The 19,510-nt window shown below is 49.1% G+C and carries 13 protein-coding genes, 5 tRNA genes, 2 rRNA genes and 1 riboswitch; of the genes, 4 read left to right on the top strand and 16 right to left on the bottom strand.

The annotated features are described in order from the left end of the window. Nucleotides 1–18: 18 nt before the first annotated feature. Nucleotides 19–648 (bottom strand): SGNH/GDSL hydrolase family protein, encoded by a 630-nt coding sequence (locus CBE73_RS00100; RefSeq protein ID WP_094092448.1) that lies wholly within the window; start codon nt 646–648, stop codon nt 19–21. Nucleotides 649–832: 184 nt separating this feature from the next. Between CBE73_RS00100 and CBE73_RS00095 the strand changes: the two genes are divergently transcribed. After that, a complete protein-coding gene (locus CBE73_RS00095; protein WP_094092447.1) occupies nt 833–1,747 on the top strand; it encodes an extracellular solute-binding protein in 915 nt (304 codons plus the stop codon). A 132-nt stretch (nt 1,748–1,879) separates the two neighbouring features. Here CBE73_RS00095 and CBE73_RS00090 read toward each other — a convergent pair whose 3' ends face one another. Both CBE73_RS00090 and CBE73_RS00085 read right to left on the bottom strand, forming a co-directional pair. Next, nucleotides 1,880–3,400, bottom strand: a complete 1,521-nt coding sequence (locus CBE73_RS00090) for a DHA2 family efflux MFS transporter permease subunit (RefSeq protein WP_094092446.1) — start codon at nt 3,398–3,400, stop codon at nt 1,880–1,882. A gap of 6 nt (nt 3,401–3,406) precedes the next feature. Continuing rightward, entirely contained in the window at nt 3,407–3,850 is a 444-nt protein-coding gene (locus tag CBE73_RS00085; protein WP_174704625.1) for a MarR family winged helix-turn-helix transcriptional regulator, read from the bottom strand. Between the two features lie 233 nt (nt 3,851–4,083). Here CBE73_RS00085 and CBE73_RS00080 point away from each other — a divergent pair, with 233 nt between their 5' ends. The 3 genes from CBE73_RS00080 (at nt 4,084) to CBE73_RS00070 (ending at nt 7,139) form a co-directional block, all read left to right on the top strand. Continuing rightward, the gene (locus CBE73_RS00080) at nt 4,084–5,334 is read left to right on the top strand and encodes a methyl-accepting chemotaxis protein (RefSeq protein WP_094092444.1); all 1,251 of its coding nucleotides are present in this window, start codon (nt 4,084–4,086) and stop codon (nt 5,332–5,334) included. 170 nt (nt 5,335–5,504) lie between these two features. Continuing rightward, nucleotides 5,505–5,816 (top strand): ArsR/SmtB family transcription factor, encoded by a 312-nt coding sequence (locus tag CBE73_RS00075; RefSeq protein WP_094092443.1) that lies wholly within the window; start codon nt 5,505–5,507, stop codon nt 5,814–5,816. A gap of 100 nt (nt 5,817–5,916) precedes the next feature. Next, a riboswitch (FMN riboswitch) is annotated at nt 5,917–6,067 on the top strand. A 115-nt stretch (nt 6,068–6,182) separates the two neighbouring features. Next, complete coding sequence (locus CBE73_RS00070; RefSeq protein WP_094092442.1) at nt 6,183–7,139, top strand: DMT family transporter; 957 nt, start codon at nt 6,183–6,185, stop codon at nt 7,137–7,139. Between the two features lie 62 nt (nt 7,140–7,201). On the opposite strand, the gene CBE73_RS00065 is transcribed toward CBE73_RS00070, so the two are convergent. From CBE73_RS00065 to CBE73_RS00005, 13 genes are all read right to left on the bottom strand, one after another. Further along, nucleotides 7,202–8,134: a carbohydrate ABC transporter permease gene (locus CBE73_RS00065; RefSeq protein WP_094092441.1), complete on the bottom strand. Its 933-nt coding sequence runs from the start codon at nt 8,132–8,134 to the stop codon at nt 7,202–7,204. 18 nt (nt 8,135–8,152) lie between these two features. Continuing rightward, a complete protein-coding gene (locus tag CBE73_RS00060) occupies nt 8,153–9,142 on the bottom strand; it encodes an ABC transporter permease (protein ID WP_094092440.1) in 990 nt (329 codons plus the stop codon). Nucleotides 9,143–9,315: 173 nt separating this feature from the next. Further along, nucleotides 9,316–11,037, bottom strand: a complete 1,722-nt coding sequence (locus tag CBE73_RS00055; RefSeq protein WP_094092439.1) for an ABC transporter substrate-binding protein — start codon at nt 11,035–11,037, stop codon at nt 9,316–9,318. Nucleotides 11,038–11,215: 178 nt separating this feature from the next. Beyond that, entirely contained in the window at nt 11,216–12,994 is a 1,779-nt protein-coding gene (locus tag CBE73_RS00050; RefSeq protein ID WP_094092438.1) for a cache domain-containing sensor histidine kinase, read from the bottom strand. A 17-nt stretch (nt 12,995–13,011) separates the two neighbouring features. Then, on the bottom strand, nt 13,012–14,598 hold the full coding sequence (locus CBE73_RS00045) for a response regulator transcription factor (RefSeq protein ID WP_174704624.1): 1,587 nt from the start codon (nt 14,596–14,598) through the stop codon (nt 13,012–13,014). A gap of 95 nt (nt 14,599–14,693) precedes the next feature. Then, nucleotides 14,694–15,869: a family 8 glycosyl hydrolase gene (locus CBE73_RS00040; RefSeq protein WP_174704623.1), complete on the bottom strand. Its 1,176-nt coding sequence runs from the start codon at nt 15,867–15,869 to the stop codon at nt 14,694–14,696. Nucleotides 15,870–16,283: 414 nt separating this feature from the next. Further along, nucleotides 16,284–16,357: transfer RNA gene (locus tag CBE73_RS00035), tRNA-Gly, on the bottom strand. A 7-nt stretch (nt 16,358–16,364) separates the two neighbouring features. Next, nucleotides 16,365–16,441: transfer RNA gene (locus tag CBE73_RS00030), tRNA-Pro, on the bottom strand. Nucleotides 16,442–16,452: 11 nt separating this feature from the next. Further along, a tRNA-Leu gene (locus tag CBE73_RS00025) sits at nt 16,453–16,536 on the bottom strand. 32 nt (nt 16,537–16,568) lie between these two features. Next, nucleotides 16,569–16,645, bottom strand: a tRNA-Asp gene (locus CBE73_RS00020). Between the two features lie 11 nt (nt 16,646–16,656). Further along, nucleotides 16,657–16,731: transfer RNA gene (locus CBE73_RS00015), tRNA-Glu, on the bottom strand. A gap of 31 nt (nt 16,732–16,762) precedes the next feature. Further along, nucleotides 16,763–16,879, bottom strand: a 5S ribosomal RNA gene (rrf, locus tag CBE73_RS00010). Between the two features lie 285 nt (nt 16,880–17,164). Further along, nucleotides 17,165–19,510 (bottom strand): 23S ribosomal RNA (locus CBE73_RS00005).

Below are 19,510 nucleotides of genomic sequence, written 5' to 3'. Positions count from 1 at the left end.
TTCACCCGATCATAAGGATTATTTGGCTCCTACTGTTCTCAGCCATGCATCGGCGATTAAACCATGCCCGGCCACGGAAGGATGGACACCGTCTTCCGCCCAGTAAGCCGCTCCTGTTTGGGCGCTTGCCGCATTAAACAGCCCGTCAAGCGGTACATACAGAGCTCCGAATTCCTTCGCCAGCGTACGTGCAGCCTGAATTTTTGGATTAAGATCCTCATACCAGCCCTGCTGCTCTTCAATTACAGGAACAACAAACGGCTCCATGATAATGAGCTTCTTCACACCCTGTTCCAGCGTCTTTTCGATCAGACGGCGATATCCCTCCTTATAACTTTCCAAGGAAGTCGGATCATTCTGATCGTAACGCCGCCAAGTATCATTGATTCCAATCAGGATGGACACATAATCCGGCTTAAGCTGAAGGCAGTCCTTTTCCCAACGTCCTTCCAAATCTATGACACGGTTGCCGCTGATGCCTTTGTTGACAAATGTAACCTGTTTCTCCGGATAGAGCCGTCCAAATTCTGCCGCAGCAATAAAGGCATATCCTGAACCAAGGCTGGCCGGATCGCCATAGTTTCTGCCGCAATCTGTTACACTGTCTCCAATAAATAGAACTTTAGTGCGGTTCTCCAGTATGCTCATGTCCAACCCTCTCCCAAAGTTATTTGTAAACGCATTCTCAATTGTTTATGATAATACTAGGAGACTAAATGGTAAATAGCTAAAAGCGATTATTTGAAGCCGCAGGAATGGGTTTTCATTTAAAAATAACAGCTATTATAATAATCCTACCGCCATTTTTTATTAGACAGAGGAGAGCAGAAACATGGATGAGTTGAGAAAGGCCTACGAAACCCTCGGGCTCGAAGAAGGAGCTACCAGGGAAGAAGTGAACAAGAAATATGATCTGTATGTGCGAAGGGCCCGTTCCCGCAGTCGAACCCAGGAAGGAGGCGAACCGGAGGAAGACTTCGAGGCGATTAACCGGGCTTACCGCTCCATCATCACCTTCGAAGATAACAAGGTCATTGAACAGAAACGGCAGGAGCGATTCCGCAAGTGGGGAAGATGGGCCGGGACCGCTGAGAAAACGGATGATTTCCTCCGGCTGCACCGAACTAAAATCTGGTTGTCACTTCTTGCGGTCATCGTTATCATCTTCGGTATAACGACTTACGTCAATCATAGGCAAGAACAGGAAAGACTGGCGAGTCTTCCTCCGATCGATCTCTCGATCATGTTTATCGGTAATTTCATGTTGCCGGACGACAGTAAAGCCAACGAAGCTTTAGAGCAATCCATACTCGCTCCCTTCCCGGACTGGAAAAGAGTATCCGCCCATGTGAGTTATCTTCCTTTGGATAATCCGGATACCGGACAAATGGGAATGGCCTTGCAGCAGAAAGCACAAATCGAAGTTATGACCGAGAAACCGGATCTCTATATCATGGACAAATCGACGTTCGCCTGGCTCGCTCAAGGCGGAGCCCTGCAAGATCTTGATGACTACGCGAACGAAGAATTAAAGCCGCTGCTCACCGGCGAAGCCGCTTTGGAGCAGAAGACCGAAGAAGATACCTCCTCGCATATTTACGGCATTGACCTGTCGGGAAGTCCTCTCTCCGCCAACCTGGCGCTGGGCAAAACCGACATGATCGCGGGTATCCGCGGCGGCACCGAACTGTCAGACAAAACGCTGGAATTTATTAAACGTTATCTGGAAGCAGAGACAGGCAACTAATTCTTATAATTCCTACAATCCTTTGAATCCTGCATTTATTCTATGAACAAGCAAAAACAAACAGCCGGCCAGGAGAAATCCTGTGCCGGCTGTTTGTTTTGTTAAATCCATTTAATCTTTCTGTTATTCCGTTTAGCCTTTGGAAGGCGCTGCTACCGTTTTTGTTTCAAGCGGCGTCGATTCCTTGTTAACATTAACTCTCTTAATGAAGAATGCAAGCACCAGAGCAGCGACCGTAATCCAGGTAGCTACAATAAATGCCTGGTCGATACCGTAGATCGTTGCATCTTGAGTCAGCTTGTTAATAGCATCAGCATTAGCTGCATCCTGAGGGTTCAAGCCGCTGGCTTTGATCAACTCAGTTCCGCGATCTGTGGCTCTGCTATTCATAATCGTTACCAGGAAGGCTGTACCCAGCGCACCCGCAATGGTTCGCAGCGTGTTGGACATAGCCGCACCGTGCGCATTCATCTTGGCTGGCAACTGATTCAGACCCGCCGTTTGTACTGGCATCATGATCATGGACATACCGAACATACGGGCGGTATAAACAAAGATCAGATGTCCATAAGTCGTGTTAGCCGTCAAATCACTGAATTCATAAGTTGTAATCGCGGTAATGATCAGACCGATAACAACCAGCCATCTCGCACCAATTTTATCGAAAATAATACCGGTGATCGGGGACATAATCCCCATCAAAATCGAGCCTGGCAGGAGCAGCAAACCGGATTCCAGCGGTGAGAAACCGCGGATCGTCTGCAGGTAAATCGGCAGGAGAATCATGCCTGCATACATCGCCATCGTTACGATAACGTTAATCACTGTAGTCAAGGAATACATGTTGTATTTGAAGACACGCACTTCCAGCAGCGGCTTCTCAGCCACAAACTGGCGCCATACAAACAGGATCAAAGATACAGCACCTACGACGATGCTTACAATAACTTCAGCGGAATCCCAGCCATTGCTGCCGGCTTCACTAAAGCCGTACAAAATGCCGCCAAAGCCCAACGTAGAAAGAATAACGGACAAATATTCCAGTTTAGCTTTGGAGTTTGGCAAAACATTTTTCATGAATAACAGACCCAAAATGATCGAGATCACTCCGAGTGGAAGGATAATCCAGAAAAGGACGTGCCAGGAATGATGTTCAATAATCCAACCGGACAAAGTAGGTCCAATAGCAGGCGCAAAGATCATCGCTACGCCCATCATTCCCATCGCTTGACCGCGTTTCTCAATCGGGAAAATCGTCAAGAAAATCACGTTCATCAGCGGCAGCAGAATACCGGCGCCAAGAGCCTGAACAACACGGCCGATCATGACCATCGAGAAGTCACTGCCTAAGGCACATATCAGTGTACCTATTGAGAATAATATGGTTGCCGTTAAGAACAGTTGTCTTGTTGTAAATCTCTGTACCAAATAAGCACTCAAAGGAACGAGAACACCGTTTACCAGCATAAAGCCGGTAGTAAGCCATTGGATGGTAGTTGCACCCACTCCAAGATCGCCCATCATTTGAGGTAAAGCTACGTTCATCAAGGTTTGGTTCAATAATGCCACAAAAGCTGCAATCAGAATCGCAGCAACAATGGGCCCCTTCTTCAGTACCGGAACCGAAGCTCCACTAGGTTGTGTTGCGTTCATTGTGTTCTATTCTCCTTCTTTCTCTGTTTCAAATAAATTTATAATAGAACGAAACGTTCTTATTAATTGGGTAATCTCTTCCTGTGGAATCTCGCTGATCCTGCCCATTGCCTTCTGATACAAAAGGTTGGTTTGTCTCTCAATCTCCCTTCCTTTATCCGTCAAATGCAAAGTGACCGTCCTGCGGTCCAGCTCGGAACGCTTACGTTCCACATAACCAGCTTTCTCCATACGGTCAATGACGCCGCTTAGCGTGCTGTTCCCCAAATGGACCCGCTCGGCTAAATCGGACATGCTCATTTCGGGCTGCTCTCGAAGTGCGGCCAACACGTAAAACTGGATGCCCGTGATGCCCATCTTCTCGGCTTGTTTAGATACGACCTGGTGAAAGGTTCTCTTTAATTCACGAAATCCTTGAACCAGCTCGTGAAGTTGGCTACCTTGTTCCAAACACATATTCCTTTCCTTCCCGAATATTTAGCTTCTTTAACATTTCGCACACGAAATATTAAAACTCTTTTTAATTCAAAAGTCAATGCATTTTTCAGAAAAACAAGCTCTGTTTCAGTCTCTTTACCATCTCTTTCATTCTTTATCAGCGTTTAAATAGCATAGACCAAAGGAACACGCGAGTGTATAATATAGGAAAATATATCTATCTTTATAAGGGGGTTCTTCGTTCTATGTCCTGGTTCCAGAAGCTATCCATGTCACAGAAAATTGTAACCGGTTTCTTTGCTGTCGCTGTTCTTTTCTCTGTTCCTTTTCTACTTGCGCTGATTTTTACGGGGCACTGGCTGCTTGGCATTATCCTGGTTGTCGTGCTGTCCGCACTAACCTATCCATTATCACGGTTATTTGAGAAAACGCTTTCCTCGACGTTTGACAATATCGCCAATGTTACAGCACGTATTGCTAAAGGCGATTTTACTGCAACTGTCCCGGAATCTGGCACAATGGGTGATGTCAGCAGAACCTTTAACAGCATGACGGACAAGCTCAAGAAGCTGCTCGGCGATGTTACAGCCATTTCACGTCAGGTCATGGATACCAGCAATGGATTGTCCGATAAACATCAGGAACTGAAGACGGTAATGAACCAGGTCGCGAAGTCCTCCAGTGAACTGGCAGTTGGTGCCAGCCAAATCTCCGAAGATGTCGGCGATATGATGGAATCCATTCAGTCTATCGAAGCTAAAGTTGGCAACTATACCACCTCTACCCGGGAGATGAACCAGCGTTCCTCTCATACCCTCCAGCTTGTTGAAGCCGGGCGCCAGTCCGTCGAAAAGCAGGCGGAAGGCATGAAACGAAATGTGGAGGCTACGAGTCATGTTGCGCAGTCGATCGAAAAATTATCGAAAAATGCCAAAGGCATTACTTTGATTACCAAAACCATTTCCGAGCTTGCCGAACAAACCAACCTGCTGTCGCTTAACGCTTCCATTGAAGCCGCCCGGGCCGGCGAACACGGCCGAGGATTTGCTGTTGTCGCCCAAGAGGTTCGAAAGCTGGCCGAAGAATCCACTACGTCGACCCAGAAAGTATTTGAGCTGGTGAAGAGCATCGAGCAAGATGTCAAACAGGCAACCGTTAATATACATACCAATGAAGAAATCGTGCGGATGCAAAATGAAATGATCCACGAAGCCGAACAAATTTTTGCCCAGATTGTCGACAGTGTTGCTTATATTTCTCAACAAATCGCCGTCTTTAGTGAGGAAAGCGAATCGATGCTGGAAGCATCCCATAAAATCTCCTCGTCCATTCAGAATATTTCTGCCATAACCGAGGAATCCGCCGCAGGTACCGAGCAGGTGTCCGCAGCCATGAATGAACAAATATCTTCTATTGAAAATGTAGCCCGTGAAACGGAAGCGATGACCCAAGCCGTGTTCCAGCTGCAGAAAACCATTCAGGTCTTCAAGATTTAAATACCGCGCCTGCATCGTCTCGAATCAGGCAGAAAAGAAACCCGGCGCATGCCGGGTTTCTTTTCTTACTTCTCATTAATTTCTCTGCTTATTAATCGGCTTACAATACTGCCTCAAAGTTCCGTGCCTACCCGAATTGACATATCGATAAAGACCGATATAATGGATTTATGGACTATACATTAATCTTTAAAGCTCTCTCTAATGAGACACGGCTGCAGATGCTGCAGTGGCTGAAGCATCCTGAGCAGCATTTTCCCGCCCAATCCGCCCATTTACAAGCCTTGGATTTCAAAGGTGGCATTTGCGTAGGATCTATTCAGGATAAAGCTGGTCTTTCGCAGTCGACAACTTCACAATACTTGTCTATGCTGCAGCGCGCAGGTTTGCTTGAAGCCAAACGTTGTGGTCAATGGACCTACTACCGCCGAAACGAAACGGCTGTTCAGCAGCTTTCAGACTGGATTGGCCGGGAACTTTAAGAAATAGCTTGCATTTAAACCTGTCAATGATATAGTTGACATATTCCGTTTTTTATTTCGTGTATATTTAAATCAATTTATTATACAACAAAAATTTATTAAGGATCTTCGGGGTAAGGTGAAATTCCTAACCGGCGGTGATGCTCTCTTGCAGAGCTCAGCCCGCGACTCGCTGCTGCCAAACTGGCGGCAGCGACTGACTTGGTGCAATTCCAAGGCCGACGGTAAAGTCCGGATGGAAGAAGATCATCTATAATCATGTTTGGCATGGTTTGTTTTCCGTGCTCATACATGCTTATTTGATCACCCCCGTTTGCCTGTCGGCGACCGGGGGTTTTCCTTTTTTAAGATCCGCAGGAGGCTATTATGTCTAGTATTGATCAAGCATTACCAATCCGCAGTGGACGCGGTGTCAGAACGGGCTTTTGGCTGGTCGTTCTGGGAGCCGCCCTCTGGGGCGTCGATCCGATTTTCCGGATTCTGCTGTCAAAGTATCTGACTTCCTCACAGATCGTTCTGCTGGAGCATCTCATTCTGTTCCTGTTCGCAGCTCCGGTTCTATGGGCGCACCGCTCTGAAATGAAAGGCCTGAAAGTACGTCATATCGGGGCTCTGCTGTTTATCTCTTGGGGTGGCTCTGCGCTGGCTACGATTTTGTTCACGCAGGCTTTGGCGACAGCCGTTAACTTTAACTCGGTTCTGCTCCTTCAGAAACTGCAGCCGCTGTTTGCCATTATTCTTGCCAGAGTTCTCTTGAAAGAGACACTTCCAAAGAGATTTGGACCTCTGTTTCTGCTGGCTTTGTTCGGGACTTATTTGCTTACCTTTGGACTTCATGTTCCTTTCAGCCATGTCAGTGAATTTGTTGAAGTCGGAAGCCTGCTGTCCTTGGGCGCCGCTGCTTTATGGGGAGGCTCAACCGTAATGGGCCGATTAATGGTAGGGAAAATGGAATATGAAACCGTCACTTCCCTCCGGTTTATCCTGGCTTTGCCGCTGCTGTTTATCATCACCTTAAACCAAGGTGACGCCTGGAACATTCCTTCTGACAAAGGAGCAGTAGCCGGTATTGTCATTAATATTGTTCTGCAGGCGGTACTGCCTGGTCTGCTCAGCTTGCTGCTGTATTATAAAGGACTGCAGAACACCAAAGCTTCTATCGCTACTTTGGCGGAGCTCAGCTTTCCGATGGTCAGCGTCATCATTAACTGGATCGTTTACAATCAGCGGATTACGCTCGTCCAGTTAACGGGCTTCCTACTGATTTGGCTGGTCTTGTTCGCCATCTCCCGTCAGCAAAGCTTGAAAGAACAACAAGCTTAAAAGTATAAATAGCCGGCCGCCGATGAAACTTCGGCAGCCGGCTATTTTTGTGTTTACTGCGATTACCCTTTCACCCCGCCAAGCGTCATGCCTTTGACAAAATACTTCTGCAGGAACGGGTAAACGATGATCATCGGCACGCTGGCCACGATCGTCATCGTTGCCCGGATCGAGGTCGGCGTCACAAAGTTGGCATTGCTATTGCTGCTGTTGGCAAAAGCGGAAGACGAGGTCATCGAGGAGTTGGAATTCGAGTTCGCCAGCATCCGCATCAGCTCATACTGCAAAGTGCTCAGGTTCGGCACCTGAGAGTTGTACAGGAACACATCAAACCAGGAATTCCATTGGTAAACCCCTGTGAACAAAGCCACGGTTGCCAACGCGGGCAGCGACAGCGGCAGCACGATCTGCATAAAGGTACGGAAATCCCCCGCCCCATCTATTCGGGCCGATTCGATAATCCCTTCCGGCAGCCCTTCGATAAACGACCGGATGACGATCATATTAAATACGCCAATAATACCAGGTACGATATAGACCCAGAAGCTGCCGATCAGATGTAAATCCCGGACCAGCAAATAGTTGGGGATCAGCCCGCCGTTGAGATACATCGTTAGTACGAACATAATCGTCACGAACTTGCGCAGGACAAATTCCGGACGGCTGATCGTATAAGCGACCATAGCCGAAGCAAATACAGTGATTACCGTACCGAGCACGGTGCGCAGAATCGAAATCAATGTAGCATGAAAAATCGTGGCTTCTTTAAATACGTATTGATAGCTTTCCAGGCTGAACTGGCGCGGCCACAAGAAGATGCCGCCGCGAATGGAATCACTCGCATCATTCAGTGATACGGCGAGCGTGTTGATGAACGGGTACAGCGTAATAACTGCCAACCCGACCAAAAATAAGACATTCAATGTATCAAAAATAAGGTCGCTTGGTGAGCGAAACCGTTTATACACTTTTTTAACAGACGTTGTCTGAGCCATCGGCGTACTCCTCCCTTCCTAGAACAATCTTTCCTCGCCCATTCGTTTGGCCATTGCATTGGCAGAGAACAGAAGAATAAAGCTGACCACCGTCTTGAACATGCCGGCTGCCGTGGCGAGCGAGAAGTTGCCCATTGAGATCCCGTATTTCAGTACAAAGATCTCCAGGTTCTCGGAGTATTCCGCATTCATGCCGTTGCCCATCAAATACTGTGGTTCAAATCCCGTTTCCAGAATGTTGCCCAGGTTCATGATCAGCAAAATGATAATGACCGGCTTCAGACCGGGAAGCGTAACCCGCAGAATTCGCTGGAATCGGTTCGCTCCGTCAATCTCTGCAGCTTCGTACTGCGATGGATCAATCATTGTCATGGCAGCCAGGTATACGATCGTATTCCAGCCGACATCCTTCCAAACCTCGGAAATTCCGAGAATTCCCCAGAAATAAGGGCCAATTCCAAGCCACATTATAGGCTCATGGATAATATGCAGCCCCACCAGCACTTTGTTGATAATTCCGTCGCCGTCTATAGACAACGCGGTCGAAATCAGGTTCGCCGCCACGACCCAGGAAATAAAATGCGGCAGGTAACTGATCGTCTGGACAAACCGTTTGAAGAAAATAATACGCAGCTCATTAAGCAGTATGGCAAGCGTTATAGCGGTAACGAATCCAAGAACCAGCTTGATGACAGCCATAGCCACCGTATTGCGCATGACCCGAATGAAGGCATCGTCGGAGAACAGAAATTTGAACTGCGACAAGCCTACCCATTCCTGCTGAAACATGCTGAGATTGGGCCGGTAATGCTGGAAAGCGATGGTCCAGCCCCATAATGGAAGATATTTGAACACAAAAATCCAGATGACAAAAGGCACGGACATGAAAATCAGCGCCTTCTGCTTGAGGAGCAGCTTAAAGAATCGTTTGGCTCCCTTAGGTTTAGGGTTGTTAGGTTTCGGCACTGCCGGAGTACCGGCCGCTGGAGCGGCAGTTTGATTATCCATGGCTTCTCTCCTCCTCGATCGCATGCTAATCTGCAGCCTCATCCTCATCAAACCGGCTGGCCTGGGGGCCTGTTCAAGAAGCCTCCTAGCAGTTCGAAAGGCAGGGCCCGGCCGAAGCCAAGCCCTTTCTTTCGTTTGCTGCCGCCGCATGAGAAGTGAAACGAGCTAAAGGATTAATTTGCACCGCCCGTTACTTTGGCGATTTTGGCCGCGATCAGTTCATCCATGGTGCTCTCAAAACCTTTTACGTCCAATTTGCCGAATTCCTTAAGATATTCATCCCAGATCGCATCAAACTGATCCGGTTTGGCAAGCACAAGTTTCGGGAAATATTTGAGTTTAACGTCTTTGGACTTCTGCTGAAATATTTCCGCAGGAGAACCCTGTTCGATAGAAATACTCCAGGCAGGGTACCAAGGTCGATCGTCTGGAGCTGCAAACAGCTCAGAGAACGTTCTAACGCCGTATTTTTCAAGAATATTCCGATCGCCTTCCGTAAAAGAAGCCTGAGCAACTTCTGGCTGGCTATTAACCGCGTAAGCATTGCCGTCACTAAGTGTAGAAGCTGTACCATACATCGGCCAGCTGTAGTTAAAGTAAGTAAAACCTACCTTCTGATTAGTCGCATTATCCTTGCGCGCTTCGATTTGCTCTGGAGTCAGATAGAATCGGCCTTGATCGTTCACTTCGTAGGTTTCACCTTTGAAGCCCCACTGAATCATAATTTGATTCTCTTCCTTCAGCATGTTATCGAAAAACTTGATAATTCGAACCGGATCTTTGGCGCTCGTCGTGATACCTACACCACGATTATCAACAAAGGAGTTAGGATCGAGATACTGATCTTTTGTATTTTGATCGAATACGATCGGCAGAGGCATGTAATCCAGGTCGTCATTGCCGGTTTTGCGGATGTTTTGAATCGCCTGGTCCACTTCCCATTCGTAATCGAAGAAGCCGAGCACTTTGCCGGATGAAACTTTGGCCAGATACTGGTCATAGTTATTGACGAAAGAAGACTTGTCGTAAAGACCTTCGTTGTTGATTTCGTTCAGTTTCTTGAGCCAATTCTTGGTGGAATCGTCGTCCGCATAGACATTCGATTTATGTGTCGCCATATCCACGGTCACGTCCCCGTCGTTCGGGTAGCCGGCAAGATGCATAGGTGCATTAAAAATCCCCATCGTCCGCCAGTCGTAAGTAAGCGAGGTAAAGCCTGTGAGGCCTTCACTTTTATGTGCGTCATTGTATTTCTTGATTAAATCAAAATATTCATCCAGTGTTTTGATTTTAGGATAACCGAACTCTTTCAGGACACGGCGCTGAATAAAAAATGCTCCCTGACCAATTGTCGGTGCAGGCAGGTAATCGCCTACGACTGCGGAAAACGGAAGGAAATAAATGTTGCCGTCCGCCTGCTTCATCTGGTTGAAATAAGGGCCATATACCCTTTTAATGTTGGGACCGTATTGCTCGATCAGGTCGTTTAACGGGATAAAAGCCTTGGCTTCCAAAATCTTGTCAATCGCCGTATCCGGAGCGAGTACGTCCGGATAATCGCCGCTCGCAATCATCGTGCCAATTTTGGTGTTCACATCCCCTACCGGGAACTGCAGCTTAAAGTTGACACCTGTTTGCTCCTCCAGCTTCTTGCCAATTTCAGTCTTGTTGGAGTCAATGTCAGGTACCTGGGAGTTGGCATTAAAATAAGTAAAGGTTACCGGCGTCTTATCCTCCTGAGCCGTGTTGCTTGCCGAGTTAGAGGCACTGGCATTTCCGGAAGGCTCTGCCGAGGAGGCGTTGTTCTTCCCGCTGTTTCCTCCTCCGCCGCAGGCAGTCAAGGAAGCCGTCATTAGAAGGGTTAAACCTAACATTGCAAGCTTCTTTCTGACCATGAATGTCTTTATCCCCTTTCGCTCATTCTTTTTTGTAAGCACTTTCATTGTAAAGAACAGGGGATATTCTGATAACCCGACAAACTTTATACTGTACTTTGAAAACCTTAGATGTTTGCTCGGTTGTTTAGTCAGTCTCTTGCTCAATCCTTTATTTCCCCAATCGTCGTACACGGCTTCAATCGACCGCCTCCTTCAGCACCTCTTCCTGTACGTCCGGCAGTTCAATCCGTACGTTTGTGCCTTCGTCAGTCGAGCTATTGAGCATGAAATACAATTGCTCCCGATAATTGAGCTTCAGCCGATAATAAGCGTTGCGGATGCCGATATGCTCACCTATCGCTTCCTCATTGGCCAGCGAATGCCTGATTTCGGCCAGCTGGTCCTGTCCAATCCCTGCACCGTTGTCCTTGACTTCGGCAATCAGTTTGGCGTCCTCCAGCCAGATGCGCAGCGTAATCCGTCCGCCTTCCTTCAGCGGCTCTATACCATGGATGCTGGCATTTTCGACAAACGGTAAAATGGTCATTTTCGGAATCAGGCACCCGTAGGCCGCTTCGTCAATGTCCACCTCGTATTCGAGCTTGTCTCCAAACCGGTATTTCTGGATCTCAAGGAAGCAGTGGATCAATTCCAGCTCCTCACGCACAAATACAAGATCCCGGCCCCAAGTCAAGGATTTGCGGAATATTTTCGCCATATTGTGAATGATTTTAGCTGTTTCCGCCTCTTTCTTGAGTAAACTCCGCATCCGTATCGTCTCCAGCGCATTAAACAGGAAATGTGGATTGATCTGGCTCTGCAGCGCATGAAGCTGGGCCTGCTTGCGTTTGAGCTCCAAATCCTTGCGCTGAATGTCTGCAATGTACACGTCATCAATCAGCTTGCGGATCTGTAGGGTCATCCGGTTGAATTCATCGGTCAGCTGTCCAATTTCATCCGGATACTGCTCGTGCTTGATGGTTTCGAAATGATGGTTTTTGACCTTCTTCATATGCTTCAGAATCCGAATAATCCGTCTGTTAAAGGAACGGGTGAACCAGATGATAAACAAGGTCGGCACAAGCAAATTCGGAATGGCCAGATAAAGGACAAAGTTCCGGGAACGATAGACATCCTTCAGCAGCTCATTTTCAGGAAAATGTCCCTCAATGTGCCACCCCCGCAAATAATTAACGTTGTTGAAATCTTCTTTAAAGATAATCGTATGGGAAGGAATAGAGAGCTGCTTCAGCGACACTCCCCGGGCCTGCCAATCCAGCTCTGGAGCGGTTGCATAGTCGATAATACCGGCGTCGTTGACCAGATAAAGCTTGCCTTGAAGCGTCGAATTTCGGAACAGGCCGCTGACGGTATCCAGGCTGATGTCGATTTTTAATACTTTAGTTCGGAGATTTTGGTACTTGTAATAATTCAGCTTACGGACAACCGTATAAGTCGTTTCAGGTCCTTTGTAAGTATAGTTAATGCTCCGGACAACAACGGGCGAGGAAGCAGTGGTCTGCATGACGGCCCTGTACCATGGTTCCTGGCGGACACCGGATGTGATCGGAAGTATACCTCCGCCCCCGATGACTGAACTATTGTTGGTGTAAATCGAAATATTCTGAATGGCTTTGTAGATAGGAGAGTAACGATACAAGGTCGGACTGATGGTGGCGTAATAGGAATCGATGTAATCGGATGGCGTTTCGTATTTTTTTTCAATGGCATCATTCAGCAGGTTATCCGTATAAAGGATCGAAGAGATCCCTACGGCCACGTCAATCTGGGCCAAAAATTCGTTCCGGATCTGCTCCATCGCCTTCGACATGTCATTGATCTTCTGCTGTTTGACGTTGTGTGTCGTCACCTGATAGAACACGATATTAGTCACTACGATCGGGATAAACACAGCTATCGTGTAAAGGATCAGCATTTTGCCTCTCAGGCGGACATGGTTAAAATTAAATTTCATAATCAGGCCCCGTACGTTTATTTGGAGGAGATTTGGTTCCGGTAAGCGGTGGGCGTCCGGCCCTCTACTTTTTCAAATTTACAGACAAAATAATCGGCATTGTCAAAACCAACGTGACGCGCAACCTCGTATACTCGCAGCTCGGTCTGACGAAGTAGCCGCTTGGCATTGTCCACGCGGATTTGCAGCAGAAAGTCATTGAAATAAACCCCAAACGTTTTCTTGAATAGCTGCCCTAAATAAACGGGGTTCATGAAAAAACGGGCGGCGATGCTTTTCAGGCTGATATCCTCGTTGTAGTGCCGCTCGATATAGCTTTTAATCTTCATGATATCTCCCTTTACATAATTCCTTCGCAGCCGAACCGCCATTTCAGCACTTTCCTCAATAAAATGACGGAAACGTTCCTGAAGCCCCTGCAAAGTCACCGGGTAATTTCGCCACTGCAGCACAGCTTCCAGGGAATGAAGCTCCCGCTCGTCGCCCTGCATGGCTGAGATGGAGCCGATGACGCCAAATACGAGCCTGGCGATGACGTTGTGGACGGCTTCAGGCGCAAAGGCACGATGCTGGATCTCTGCAAAAATAGAGTCGACCGCTTCAAGCATCGCTTCCCGATTGCCCTCCTCCATCTGCTCAAGCAGATTGGCGTAGATTCCCGCTTCAAATTCTATATAACGCAGGGGCTGTTTCGTCATCTGCCCGTAAGTTAAAGTACGGAGATCAGGGGCAGCGTATTTGTACTGCATCGTTTCAATAGCCGTTAAATAGCAGTGATTGATTGCAGCCAGAGGCTGGACTCCATCTCCGGCATAAAGATAGATGGGCTGTTCAAAACGGACGTTCAGCCGAGCCCCTATACGGGCCGCCATCTCCTCAAGAGCCGGAGGCCGCAGTCCAACTGGAAGAGCGGCTGGATCCAGACATACCGGGAAGCTGTATACGCCAACCCGATGCTCATGCAGATGAAAAGGCTGGATCCCCGGGTTCCATGCAGCGACCTCCTCAATAATGGCATGACGGAATGCTCTCAGCTGTTTGGCTTCAGCATCCCGCTTCAGCGGATTGACCAGATCGTTCATCTCCGCAATCAGATAGCCGTAATGCCGATCCGTCGGCAGGGCGACCATTCGGGCGATCTCCTCGACCTCCTCCGGAGCAGCTTCTCCCCGAAGCAGTTTGGTAAGCGCTTTCTGTTCTTGGCCGGCGGATCGCTTCTGCTTTTCTTTCCCGATCTCCGCGGACAGACGTGACAGTGAATCCGACAGCTCCTGCTCGTCGATCGGTTTGAGTATAAAATCCTTCACACCAAATTTGATGGCCTTCTGAGCATATTGAAAATCACCGTAACCGCTGATGATCATAAACTTGGTTTCGGCATCGCCCGCGTCCCTTACAGTCTGAATCAACCCCAGTCCGTCAAGCACCGGCATACGAATGTCCGTAATGACCAGCTCCGGTTTGATTTGTTCGATCAGCCCGAGTGCTTCTTCTCCGTTGTCGGCCTCTTCAACGACTTCATAACCACAGCTGTTCCAGTCAATCAGATTTCGCAGCCCCTGTCTGGCAAAAATTTCGTCCTCCACCAAAATCACCTTATACATCCATGCCCCTCCTTCCATCGAATGATCTTCACAGGTCGTCAAGCCGTCATGCGCTCTAAAAATTGCCAAGTCCCTTGGCGGCACCCGCTCGGCCTTTATTTCGAAGCTCCTGAATCTACATCTAACTCTGCATCTGAAGGTTTAATGATCCGATAACGTCCGCTTAAAGCCAAAATGGCAAACATATAAAGACAGTTGTCATAATATCTGCGGCTGCCGGTACGCACGGGTGTGTTCCACAGCAATTTTGCAGCGTCTGCAGCATGCGGGCCGGCTGCTGCCAGAGAAGCTATCGCATTGGTGGCCAGCAGGCCTACCGGGTGCAGCGATTTTTCCTCCAAAGGCTCCCCGTCTAGGGTGTATCTCCGGTAGTCCTCCGGCTCAATGTCCGCAAAAAAAGCCTGAATGCGGTCCGCTTCCTCCACCTGCCATTCATCCGCACGGAACCACTCGTAATCGAGGCCAATATTGGCCGCCACCCGGTAAGCATCGCTGAAAAATTTTCCGTACCCCTTCGTATCATTTGGAGTTCCGTCATAATAAGCATACTCGGGCGCCAGGCCGGTAACCGGGTGGCAGGCTGTATGAAGATAAGCCCGGCTCGCCGCGGCGGCTTCCTTCCAGAACGGACGGTCCTCAGGATAGGCCCACAAAGCAAACAGCTCATAGAAATGCGGTAGATGATAAGAAGGATCAGAAAAATCACAGTTCGGAATAAATTTGATCAGCTTATTATCCGGATTCCACATCGGCTGTCCGATTCCGTCCTCCCCTTTGTGCAGGCAAGTCCGGAGCAGGTCGCGTGCCTGCTTGCCGTAATCAAACGGCGCCGAGCCGTCCCCCCATCGGTGTGAGGCAAACAGCAGAGCTAACGCAAAATACTCTTCGCCATCCGGCGCAGGGCCATTGGAACGCCGCGAGCCGTCAAGGTTGCAGGACCAGGCGAAATAGCCAGCATTTTCTCCTTCCGTCATGAACATATAAGTATACGTCCACTTCCAAATCCGGTCGAACACCTCTTTACGATCCAGTTGGACCGCCATCATCATGCCGTAAGACATTCCTTCCGTGCGGACATCGAGATTCCCCGTATCCACCAGATACCCCATGTCATCGCCTGCTTCATAGTAAATCCGGGTTTCCTCAGGGCCTTCAAACAGCTTCGTCCAGGTGTCCTCCACCCGGGCTGCAATTTCCTCTTCTGAGAAACCGATCTCCTTAAAAACATTACGATAATAGCCGGAATCAAATGCGCCTGACGTCTTTTTCATCTTCATTTACCCTCCCAATGATTGAGTTGTACATCCTGGAGTTACCTTGAGTTACCTTGAGTTACCTTGTGTTGCCTTGTGTTGCCTTCGGTGTGCCTTTGGTTACGTTGAGTCGTTGAATCGCTTAAATTGAGCTGTACAGTCTTGGGTTGATCTGAGCCGCCATCCCTCTCACATGGGTGTAACCGTTTTCAAAAAGAAATATTTTACAGACGATTCTTGAGTCATTATAACATAAAACTTAGTTTGTTGACTGACCAAACTATGTAGAATTTTGCGGATATAAGTCAATCCGTCTCCAGGAAGAAAAGTTTTCCCCATTTTTGTCCCATTAAGAAACATTGTTTTATTATTAATCCGTTTTTGGGCAGCAAAAAACCCTTGCAGTACAAGGGCTTCAGTTAATTTCTAATTTGGAGCGGGTGATGGGAATCGAACCCACGCTACCAGCTTGGAAGGCTGGAGTTCTACCATTGAACTACACCCGCATTATAATGGTCGGGATGACACGATTCGAACATGCGACCCCCTGGTCCCAAACCAGGTGCTCTACCAAGCTGAGCTACATCCCGAAAATTAAGTATGCGGTCGAGAGGACTCGAACCTCCACGGGGGTTAGCCCACACGGACCTGAACCGTGCGCGTCTGCCAATTCCGCCACGACCGCATATTCAATTATTACTGCCATTTTTAAATAAATGGCGGAACCGACGGGATTCGAACCCGCGATCTCCTGCGTGACAGGCAGGCATGTTAGGCCTCTACACCACGGTTCCAAGAGAAGTAATGGTGACCCGTAGGGGATTCGAACCCCTGTTACCTCCGTGAAAGGGAGGTGTCTTAACCCCTTGACCAACGGGCCTCGCTATTATATGTACACCCTTAAAGGGTTTGCTTGGCGGCGTCCTACTCTCCCAGGACCCTGCGGTCCAAGTACCATCGGCGCTGGAGGGCTTAACGGTCGTGTTCGGGATGGGTACGTGTGGAACCCCTCCGCCATCGCCACCAAACATGATTTTTGCGCTGCTTTACTTCCGCGTCTTTCGCTTCAGTAAAATATCAGACCTTAGAAAGGACTTGCAGCTTAAAATCGGTTCAGATGTTTGATCACCTGAAAACTGGATACGAAACAATCAAGTGTGAATTAGCCCTTACTCGGTTTCCCGGGATCCCCGAAAAGTACCTAGGTAGTACTCTCCGAAGCCTCCGCTTCACTTTTTGGGGTATCTTTCGGGTCCCCGCCAAAGTATTCGGAGTTCGCTTCGTCAGCTTCTCTTCACTTTGGTGGGTCCATTTTGGATAAGCCCTCGACCGATTAGTACTGGTCAGCTCCATGCATTGCTGCACTTCCACCCCCAGCCTATCTACCTCGTCGTCTTCAAGGGGTCTTACTAAATTGGGAAATCTCATCTTGAGGGGGGCTTCACGCTTAGATGCTTTCAGCGCTTATCCCTTCCGCACTTAGCTACCCAGCTATGCTCCTGGCGGAACAACTGGTGCACCAGCGGTGCGTCCATCCCGGTCCTCTCGTACTAAGGACAGCTCCTCTCAAATTTCCTACGCCCACGACAGATAGGGACCGAACTGTCTCACGACGTTCTGAACCCAGCTCGCGTACCGCTTTAATGGGCGAACAGCCCAACCCTTGGGACCTACTTCAGCCCCAGGATGCGATGAGCCGACATCGAGGTGCCAAACCTCCCCGTCGATGTGGACTCTTGGGGGAGATAAGCCTGTTATCCCCAGGGTAGCTTTTATCCGTTGAGCGATGGCCCTTCCATGCGGTACCACCGGATCACTAAGCCCGACTTTCGTCCCTGCTCGACTTGTCAGTCTCGCAGTCAAGCTCCCTTTTGCCTTTGCACTCTTCGAATGATTTCCAACCATTCTGAGGGAACCTTGGGGCGCCTCCGTTACTCTTTAGGAGGCGACCGCCCCAGTCAAACTGCCCACCTGACACTGTCCCCATGCCCGATCAGGGCACCAGGTTAGAACTCCGATACGATCAGGGTGGTATCCCAACGGCGCCTCCAAGGAAGCTTGCGCTCCCTCTTCCTAGGCTCCCACCTATCCTGTACAAATCGTATCAAAGTCCAATATCAAGCTGCAGTAAAGCTCCATGGGGTCTTTCCGTCTTGTCGCGGGTAACCTGCATCTTCACAGGTATTAAAATTTCACCGGATCTCTCGTTGAGACAGCGCCCAAGTCGTTACGCCATTCGTGCGGGTCAGAATTTACCTGACAAGGAATTTCGCTACCTTAGGACCGTTATAGTTACGGCCGCCGTTTACTGGGGCTTCAGTTCATAGCTTCGGGTTACCCCTAACCACTCCCCTTAACCTTCCAGCACCGGGCAGGCGTCAGCCCGTATACTTCGCCTTACGGCTTCGCACAGACCTGTGTTTTTGCTAAACAGTCGCTTGGGCCTTTTCACTGCGGCCCCCTCGGGCTATTCACCCTACCGAGGCACCCCTTCTCCCGAAGTTACGGGGTCATTTTGCCGAGTTCCTTAACGAGAGTTCTTCCGCGCGCCTTAGAATTCTCTTCTCGCCTACCTGTGTCGGTTTACGGTACGGGCACCTTCACCTGGCTAGAGGCTTTTCTTGGCAGTGTGAGATCATGACCTTCGCTACTGCAATTTTCGCTCCCCATCACAGCCCAAGGTTATGTAGCACGGATTTGCCTATGCTACCCTCTCACTGCTTGGACGGACATCCATCAGTCCGCGTCACTACCCTGCTGCGTCACCCCATCGCTCATAGCGGTTTACGGTGGTACAGGAATTTCCACCTGTTGTCCTTCGACTACGCCTGTCGGCCTCGCCTTAGGTCCCGACTTACCCTGAGCGGACGAACCTTCCTCAGGAACCCTTAGGCTTTCGGCGGATCAGATTCTCACTGATCTTTTCGTTACTCATACCGGCATTCTCACTTGTATGCTGTCCAGCGCTCCTTACGGTACACCTTCTACCCACATACAACGCTCCCCTACCCCTGATGCATTGCATCAAGCCATAGCTTCGGTGGTGTGTTTAGCCCCGTTACATTTTCGGCGCAGAGTCACTCGACCAGTGAGCTATTACGCACTCTTTAAATGGTGGCTGCTTCTAAGCCAACATCCTGGTTGTCTGTGCAACTCCACATCCTTTCCCACTTAACACACACTTGGGGACCTTAGCTGATGGTCTGGGCTGTTTCCCTTTTGACAATGGATCTTAGCACTCACTGTCTGACTCCCGGTTAATCAGTCTATGGCATTCGGAGTTTGACTGAGCTTGGTAACCCTTGCGGGCCCCGCACCCAATCAGTGCTCTACCTCCACGACTGTACCACCGAGGCTAGCCCTAAAGCTATTTCGGGGAGAACCAGCTATCTCCGAGTTCGATTGGAATTTCTCCGCTACCCCCACCTCATCCCCGAACTTTTCAACGTTCGTGGGTTCGGGCCTCCAGTGCGTGTTACCGCACCTTCACCCTGGACAGGGGTAGATCACACGGTTTCGGGTCTACGCCCACGTACTTCGTCGCCCTATTCAGACTCGCTTTCGCTGCGGCTACGGCTTCTCACCTTAACCTTGCACGGGAACGTAACTCGCCGGTTCATTCTACAAAAGGCACGCCATCACCCGTGATGAAACGAAGT

Source organism: Paenibacillus physcomitrellae, assembly GCF_002240225.1.
Classification (GTDB): domain Bacteria; phylum Bacillota; class Bacilli; order Paenibacillales; family Paenibacillaceae; genus Fontibacillus; species Fontibacillus physcomitrellae.
The sequence above is the reverse complement of the archived record's forward strand: the minus strand, read 5'-3'. Positions and strand labels throughout refer to the sequence as shown.

Coding starts and splice junctions, on each gene's coding strand:
- CBE73_RS00080 (WP_094092444.1), top strand. CDS start 4,084: ATGTCCTGGTTCCAGAAGCTATCCATGTCACAGAAAATTGTAACCGGT.
- CBE73_RS00045 (WP_174704624.1), bottom strand. CDS start 14,598: ATGTATAAGGTGATTTTGGTGGAGGACGAAATTTTTGCCAGACAGGGG.
- CBE73_RS00075 (WP_094092443.1), top strand. CDS start 5,505: ATGGACTATACATTAATCTTTAAAGCTCTCTCTAATGAGACACGGCTG.
- CBE73_RS00090 (WP_094092446.1), bottom strand. CDS start 3,400: ATGAACGCAACACAACCTAGTGGAGCTTCGGTTCCGGTACTGAAGAAG.
- CBE73_RS00100 (WP_094092448.1), bottom strand. CDS start 648: ATGAGCATACTGGAGAACCGCACTAAAGTTCTATTTATTGGAGACAGT.
- CBE73_RS00055 (WP_094092439.1), bottom strand. CDS start 11,037: ATGGTCAGAAAGAAGCTTGCAATGTTAGGTTTAACCCTTCTAATGACG.
- CBE73_RS00060 (WP_094092440.1), bottom strand. CDS start 9,142: ATGGATAATCAAACTGCCGCTCCAGCGGCCGGTACTCCGGCAGTGCCG.
- CBE73_RS00040 (WP_174704623.1), bottom strand. CDS start 15,869: ATGAAAAAGACGTCAGGCGCATTTGATTCCGGCTATTATCGTAATGTT.
- CBE73_RS00065 (WP_094092441.1), bottom strand. CDS start 8,134: ATGGCTCAGACAACGTCTGTTAAAAAAGTGTATAAACGGTTTCGCTCA.
- CBE73_RS00050 (WP_094092438.1), bottom strand. CDS start 12,994: ATGAAATTTAATTTTAACCATGTCCGCCTGAGAGGCAAAATGCTGATC.
- CBE73_RS00095 (WP_094092447.1), top strand. CDS start 833: ATGGATGAGTTGAGAAAGGCCTACGAAACCCTCGGGCTCGAAGAAGGA.
- CBE73_RS00070 (WP_094092442.1), top strand. CDS start 6,183: ATGTCTAGTATTGATCAAGCATTACCAATCCGCAGTGGACGCGGTGTC.